Source organism: Dactylosporangium sp. NPDC050588 (assembly GCF_040654975.1).
Taxonomy (GTDB): domain Bacteria; phylum Actinomycetota; class Actinomycetes; order Mycobacteriales; family Micromonosporaceae; genus Dactylosporangium; species Dactylosporangium maewongense.
On record NZ_JBFAJA010000182.1, the window covers coordinates 1 to 6,292 of the forward strand.

Annotated in this window: 5 protein-coding genes and 2 pseudogenes; 4 read left to right on the forward strand and 3 right to left on the reverse strand. The window is 66.0% G+C overall.

What is annotated here, in order from left to right; translation table 11 throughout:
* Window positions 1–210 (forward strand): annotated as a pseudogene (locus AB0I21_RS56855) (tRNA dihydrouridine synthase DusB); the annotation flags it as partial.
* 351 nt (window positions 211–561) lie between these two features.
* Here the strand turns inward: AB0I21_RS56855 and AB0I21_RS56860 are convergent.
* Window positions 562–1,098, reverse strand: a complete 537-nt coding sequence (locus tag AB0I21_RS56860; RefSeq protein ID WP_360574316.1) for a peptidase inhibitor family I36 protein — start codon at window positions 1,096–1,098, stop codon at window positions 562–564.
* 380 nt (window positions 1,099–1,478) lie between these two features.
* On the opposite strand from AB0I21_RS56860, the gene AB0I21_RS56865 reads away from it, so the two are divergent.
* The 3 genes and pseudogenes from AB0I21_RS56865 to AB0I21_RS56875 all read left to right on the forward strand — a co-directional run.
* Window positions 1,479–2,114: a sigma-70 family RNA polymerase sigma factor gene (locus tag AB0I21_RS56865; RefSeq protein WP_360574318.1), complete on the forward strand. Its 636-nt coding sequence runs from the start codon at window positions 1,479–1,481 to the stop codon at window positions 2,112–2,114.
* Window positions 2,098–3,204, forward strand: a complete 1,107-nt coding sequence (locus tag AB0I21_RS56870) for a CU044_5270 family protein (RefSeq protein WP_360574320.1) — start codon at window positions 2,098–2,100, stop codon at window positions 3,202–3,204. The genes AB0I21_RS56865 and AB0I21_RS56870 overlap by 17 nt, the downstream gene beginning before the upstream one ends.
* Before the next feature lie 1,682 nt (window positions 3,205–4,886).
* Window positions 4,887–5,330 (forward strand): annotated as a pseudogene (locus tag AB0I21_RS56875) (tRNA-dihydrouridine synthase); the annotation flags it as partial.
* A gap of 123 nt (window positions 5,331–5,453) precedes the next feature.
* Here the strand turns inward: AB0I21_RS56875 and AB0I21_RS56880 are convergent.
* Both AB0I21_RS56880 and AB0I21_RS56885 read right to left on the reverse strand, forming a co-directional pair.
* Window positions 5,454–5,858 carry a PIN domain nuclease gene (locus tag AB0I21_RS56880; RefSeq protein ID WP_360574322.1) on the reverse strand — a complete coding sequence of 135 codons (405 nt, stop codon included), beginning with the start codon at window positions 5,856–5,858 and terminating at the stop codon, window positions 5,454–5,456.
* Complete coding sequence (locus AB0I21_RS56885) at window positions 5,855–6,127, reverse strand: type II toxin-antitoxin system VapB family antitoxin (protein ID WP_360574323.1); 273 nt, start codon at window positions 6,125–6,127, stop codon at window positions 5,855–5,857. Before AB0I21_RS56885 ends, AB0I21_RS56880 begins: the two co-directional genes overlap by 4 nt.
* Window positions 6,128–6,292: the final 165 nt, after the last annotated feature.

Genomic DNA, 6,292 nt, shown 5'->3' on the forward strand with positions numbered 1-6,292 from the left:
GCCGCCATGGCCACGTCCTCATCCCTGACCGAGCTCGGCGCCCTGCTGTCCCAGCTCGACCCTGACGTGCCCTTCCCCCGCGAGATCCTCGGCCAGCCGCGCGGCCGCACCGGCACCCCGGCAAAGGTCATCCTCCCCCAGAACTGGCTCGACGACCCCGACGACGACACCATCCCCGAAGGCGCCGAACTCGACGACAGCGGCGGCTGACGGCCGGGACGCCAGGGTCGTCAGGGTCGTCAGGGTCCGAAGGTGTATGGGTCTTCGCCGTTGTCAGCACGGTCGCGCTGGACGGGTTTCCTAGCCTTGATCCACCGATGACCTTGCCGTCGGCAGCTCGTGGCCGTTTCATCAATACCTGGACTCTCACCACCTGACCCACCGCACCCGGCGCCGCGCCCCGTCGGGCACGGCGCGAGTGCTTGATGCGCGCGTCAGAGGTAAGCCGACTTGTATTGCCGGTTCGCCTGGTGCTGGTTGTGCGCCGCGCGGTCACGGTGGCACGAAGGCATAGGTGTGCCCCACCCGGACGCACGCCGCTCAATACTGCTTGATAGGCGACTACGATCCGCAGTTGGTGCGGTACACCTCGTCGGCGCGGTTGCGACCGGCGCCGACGTCGGCGATGGAGCGGGCTTTGCCGCTGTTGTAGGCACCTACGGAGAACAGGGCGATGTAGGTGCCGTCGGTGTCGAGGAAGGTGACGTATCCGGAGCCGAGGTTGTACGCGACGGATTCGGTTCGGTTCCGCCACCCCCAGGTGCCCAGGTCCTGCCAGCTGCAGTCGCTGAGCCTGCCGCGCGGATAGCCGAAGTTGATCTTGTCGTAGAAGCAGAACCATCCGGACGGGCAGTCAGCTCCGGCGAGGCTCGCGGCGGGCCGGGTAACGGTGACGACGAACCTGCCGCCACTGTAGCTAATGTCGGATGGTCCAGTCTGGACGCCGCCCGGGTTCTCGGCGAGGTATGCATCGACGAGATGCTGGCTGGGACCATCACCTGGAGCCGCGACGGCGCGGACGGGCGTGGCGACCAGTGCTGCACCGACCAGCGCAACAATGGCGGCGGTGTGCAGGACTCGGATCGCGCGATGTGACATGGGTACCCCCTTGAATGTTGTCGACGCAGCGCGAAACGACCGGTCGCGACGATCCGCCACGAGGAGCAGTCGATCGAGCGCTCTGCGTTACCCCCGAGGTGAGCGTATGGGCCGCGTGCTATAGATCGATACATCGTTATCTGTAAATGAAAAGGATCACGGTGCCGTGCCACTGGGGCCATGACCTGCACCTTCAGGGCAGGCGTCCCGACTGCGCGGCACTCGGCCTCGCCTGCCATCTCAACATCCGAGAAAAGCGCGAGGTTGGCACTCATGTTTCGCTCGCTACGCACGGCTAGAGGTGTGAAAGCGATGCGAGGACGGCGTGGGTGTTGGGGCGGGGTGCGGGCATGGGTGTCGGCGGAGGGAGGGGTCGGTTGGTGGCCGCTGTGGATGTCGGTGCCGATGGCGCGGGTGACAGTGATGCGGATGGACCCGATGGACCATCCGATGATCACGAGCCGTACGCGGAGTGGCTGGCGACCGCCTTCGTCAAGAACGGCCCTGCGCTGATGCAGTACTTCATGAAGCGTGGGTTGTGCAGGGAGGACGCCAGGGATGCGGTAAACGCGCTGTTCACGCGGCTGTACCAGAAGCCGGCGCACGAGGTGCGCAGTGTGAGCGGCGTGCTTTGGGCGGCGGCGAAGTTCAAGATCGCTGACCACTACCGCGAACGCGCGCGGCGTCGATTGGTGTCCATCGACGCCGACGAGCGGGCGATGGACCAGGTGTCCCGGCTGGGCGGAGCCGGGATGTCCCTGGAGGACGGGGTCGCGATGCGCGATGCCGTCCGCCGGACGCTGTCGTTGCCGCAGATGCAGATGATCCACGCGAAGGTCGTGCTGGACCTCAGCGACGTGGAAGCCGCGGAACGCTACGGGACCAGTGTCGACATGGTGCGGCGGCACCGATCCGATGGCCTGAAGCTGCTGCGAAAGGTGTACGAGGTGCACAGGCGCGCCTCGGGTCGCGGTACGGGTGATCATGGAGGGGCGGTACATGACGGGGCATCCTGACCGCGAGAACGTCGAGTCGGTGGGCGGGCCGCACCGCCCAGATGCGGCCGATCCCGCCGGACCGCCCGACCCGGATGATCCGGCCGAATTGGACGACGACGAGTTGCTGGCGCTGGCCGCACTGCTGCTGGACCCCCTGCCGGATCCCCTGGTGCCGCCGCTGGATCTCAGCCGGGAACATTTCCTGGCCCTGGCCGGCAACATCCGGCGTCAGCGGGCTCGACCGCGCGGCCGTGCGCGGTTGGCGGCCTCGGTCGCGGCGTTCGTAGCCGTCCTGGCCACAGTGAGTCTGGTCGTCATCATCGGGGTAGCCCACCGCAACGGCGGTGTCAGCGACGACCCGACCGCGTCGGTGGCGCCCGTGCCGGCGCCGGCGCCGCTCACGCTGGCTGCGCCGCAGTCTGCGGCGGACCGGCTGGCCGAGCTGGCCGAGCTGGCTCGGCAGGCGCCCCCCATACCGGGCGCGGGCTCCTACACATACGTGCGGACCCGGCAGTGGACTCTCCCGCCAGGCGGCGGCACAGCGCTCGTCACTGACGAAGAGACCTGGTGGGGCGCCGACATGTCAGGTCAGCGCCGGTCCTGCCCGGTGCCGGGTTTCACCGCGCCCCACCCAGCCGCGAAGTGTGGGATCAGCGACGCGGTCGGGCCGGCGTCGGCACCGATCATGTTGCAGGCACCCTCGGAGGATCCCGCGCTACTGGCGGTGCAACTCGCGCACGCCGGTGACCTGCCAGACGTGTCGGACCGGGCGCGGATCTTCCTCGACCGGATCGTTGCCCTCATGCGAACCGTCGCGCTTACCCCTGCGCAGCGTGCTGCGGCTTTGCGCGTACTGGCCGACACGCCCGGCATCGTGCACCACGGCGAAGTCGTCGACCCGACGGGGCGGCGCGGCCTCGCGGTCGCCGCCGACCCGGCGCAACGTGCCACGCCCGCCACCGTCGCGGTGTTCGACGTGGGCAGCGGCCAGCTGCTCACCGTCGAACGAGCGACCCAGCCGTCCCAGACCTCGAGCGACGTGGACACCTCCGAGATCGTGGGGGTGGTGATGCTGCTCGACATTCGACATGTCAACCAACCTGCGTAACGCCAATCCGGTGGGTTGCACAGATGGCTAGTGCGCCCCGTTGTCCAAATCAATATGGCATGCACGTCGCCGATGCGGAAAGCGCCGGTGGCGACGTCATGCTGCCCGCGTTTGAGTCACAGTGGGTAACGACTTCCGCTAGAACCGCCTCGGCCTTGCCGGACCTGCCCGTACGGGAAATGGCAGGTCAGTGAGCACCGATAGAGGCGAGAATGATTCATTCATTCGATCTCGCATGGGCGATATGCAAGTTGCAGTCCATCGGGCTGCGCGGACAGTGACGAAGGTCTTCCATCCGGGGGATCTCGTGCAGTACTGTTGCACCGTTTCTAGACGGCCCATGTCGACCGATCGGCCACGCGATCGACTGCTGCTGAATCTGAATTATCTTCTCGAATTTATGCGGACGAAGAACGAGGAAGCACTATGAACCGTCCAGTCGCGCGATCGTGTGCAAGAGCGGTCGTCGCCGGACTCCGGCCATGGTTCACGTCTGCGCAACCAGCCGGACGGTCGCCGCGAAATCCGCAAACCGTGCCTCGGCCACGATCCTCTGCGTGCCGCGCTCGACAACGCTGACCACGCCCGACGGGTCGTCGCCCGGCGGGCACGCATCAGCGTCTCAACGGAACCGGCAACCGCATCGGGCATCGCTTCATGACCAGTTTTCACCGCTCACCAAAGACCCCGGCATAGGGCCGGAGAACTCCAGGTTTGGAGTGTGCGAGGAAGGAAACCTCGTGAGTCGGCGAAAACGAAAACGGCACTACCGACGCCCTGGGCGCATGGTCCAAGTCCGGAGCAAGGGGCGGGTGTGTCGGACTCGGCGGTCCAGACACGACAGGACCGCGATCGCCATCGTGACGACGTTCGCGACCGTGGCTGAAGCCCTATCGCTACTGCCGTTCCTCGATGACGATCTGCGAAACACGGCCCTTGCCATGGCAGCCATAGCAAGGGCCATGCTCCACCTCGCGAAATCAACGCAGAACCGTCGAAAGTAGGCGTTGATCCGCGCCTCCGGGTGGTGGCCATTACGGCCACCACCCAGTGGTCTATGCGGGCCAAACGGCTCACCTCCACCACGGAGGCGTCGCCGGCGGAATGCCGGGCAGTCGGCCCCTGCTACCCAGCATCACCGGCTAACGTGTCAGATTTCCGACTCGCGTGGTTGTCCACTGTGCCGGGTCATCACGGATGCGTCAAGACACGCTAACGAAAACAGTATCCGCACCCGGCGCATATCGATGTCAACCAACTGGGGCGCAATCACCCTTAGGTAGCCCGCTGGCCACTCCGATCGGACGGCGATCGGTAACCGGTACGACCGATGGCCAGCCCGCAGGTCACCTTCCGCCCTGGACGACCCGCATTACCGCCAACGGCATTGCGCAGGCCGGGATTCCGGCAGCCAGCAAGTGCCACCACCGGCGCCGATCATGGTCTGAGATCTTCCGGCATGTCATGCGACCCATATTAGGGCCACATGGCCATAATATGGAAGTCAGTGGCACGGGTGACAGTTTTAAGAGCCAAGGAGTCGCTGGCCGGCCCTTCGGCGGACTCAGCCCCATCGTTGTACGAACGAACCCCACCATGTCGTCGGTTGACAGCCTGACAAGGCGGACCCGATGGATGGCCATGAGCAGCAGTTGCGCGACCATCCACTCCCACTCCTCCAAGTGACGATGCTGGACGCGGGCCGGATCGCCCAGGAGGCGGGTGTCGCGTGAGTCGCGTTGCACGCGCGGACCGCCGCCCAGCGCTACTCGGGCGAAGCTTCGCGGGACGCGATCGCGTCGTTGAATCCGCTTTGGACATTCCCGTGCTCGGCAACGGCGACGTCTGGGAAGCCGAAGACGCCCTCCGCATGACGGCTTCCACTTGCTGCGATGGCGTGGTCATCGGCCGGGGCTGCCCCGGTGACCGTGGCTCTTCGCCGACCTGGCCGCCGCGTTCGCCGGCCGCACCGACCGCGCCTTCCCGACCCAGGGCGAGGTCGCCGCCCTCACGCTCCGCCACGCAACGCTGCTCGTGGAGTGGTGGGGCCGCGAAAGGAAGGCGTGACGGACTTCCGCAAGCACGTCGCCTGGTACCTGAAGGGCTTCCCCGCCGGCGGGGAACTCCACGCCGGAGCGGACTGCCTCAGCGTCCACCGACCGTGATCGGTCCGAGGAACGATCGTCGTGGACCCCGACCGGAATCGGGACCGACTCGGTCTTGCGATGGGAACCCACACCGATTGATGGTCAGGCCTGGTCGATACGGATCATGGCAATGCCCGGTCGGACCTTGGCGATCGAGTCGAAGTCGGCGTCGACGTGCAGCAGCGTCAGGCGTTGCTCTTGCGCCGTCAACGCGATAATGATGTCCATCGGCGAAGGTCCCCGATGATGACCGATCTTGATGAGATCGCGCTGGACAGCAAGGACATGACGCCATGGATCGTCGAGCGTCGGGCACCAGCCGAACGTTCGGCGCAACATCGCAAAGAACGGCTCGTAGTCCCGGTCAGCGCGCACCGAGACCATGAGCTCAGCCTCCACCGGTGGACAAAGCGCTACGACACCCTGCGCGACGTAACGTGGCCACGGGTCTGGAATTTGCTTCCTCAGCAGCCGCCACGCAGCCGAGGTGTCCGCCAGATAGGTCATCGCCCGGCCCGCTCGCCATCCTCCAGAACATCGAAGTCAAGAATGAGTTCTGCGTTGTCCTGCAGCCACGCCAACCCTCGTGCACGGTCATCCGCGCTAGTCCCGGCCGCGATCGCGAGCGCTCTGTTGATCGTCTCGCGCTTGGTCTTGGTGCCGAGCTGGCGCTGCGCGAACGCCAACGTTGCTTCGTCCAAGTCAATGACAGTGCGCGCCACTACGACCTCCTGATATACGAAGATGCAACCTGATACCAAGTCAAGCATACGCATGTCCACCACTCCTGACCAGCGGCAGAGCTGCTGCGTCACGCTCAGTAGTCGACAAATCGCAAAGTTCGAGTGCTCCGTCCCGAAGGTCACCCGCCGCGGCGGCGGCTCCGCCCTCCCCTGGAAGCGGCGGCTCTTCCGCGACATCGTGACCTCGGCCGTCGAAGG

What these genes read in the sequence shown, in the direction of transcription:
- AB0I21_RS56885 (WP_360574323.1), bottom strand. Translation starts at nt 6,127, where the DNA reads ATGCGTATGCTTGACTTGGTATCAGGTTGCATCTTCGTATATCAGGAG.
- AB0I21_RS56880 (WP_360574322.1), bottom strand. Translation starts at nt 5,858, where the DNA reads ATGACCTATCTGGCGGACACCTCGGCTGCGTGGCGGCTGCTGAGGAAG.
- AB0I21_RS56870 (WP_360574320.1), top strand. Translation starts at nt 2,098, where the DNA reads ATGACGGGGCATCCTGACCGCGAGAACGTCGAGTCGGTGGGCGGGCCG.
- AB0I21_RS56860 (WP_360574316.1), bottom strand. Translation starts at nt 1,098, where the DNA reads ATGTCACATCGCGCGATCCGAGTCCTGCACACCGCCGCCATTGTTGCG.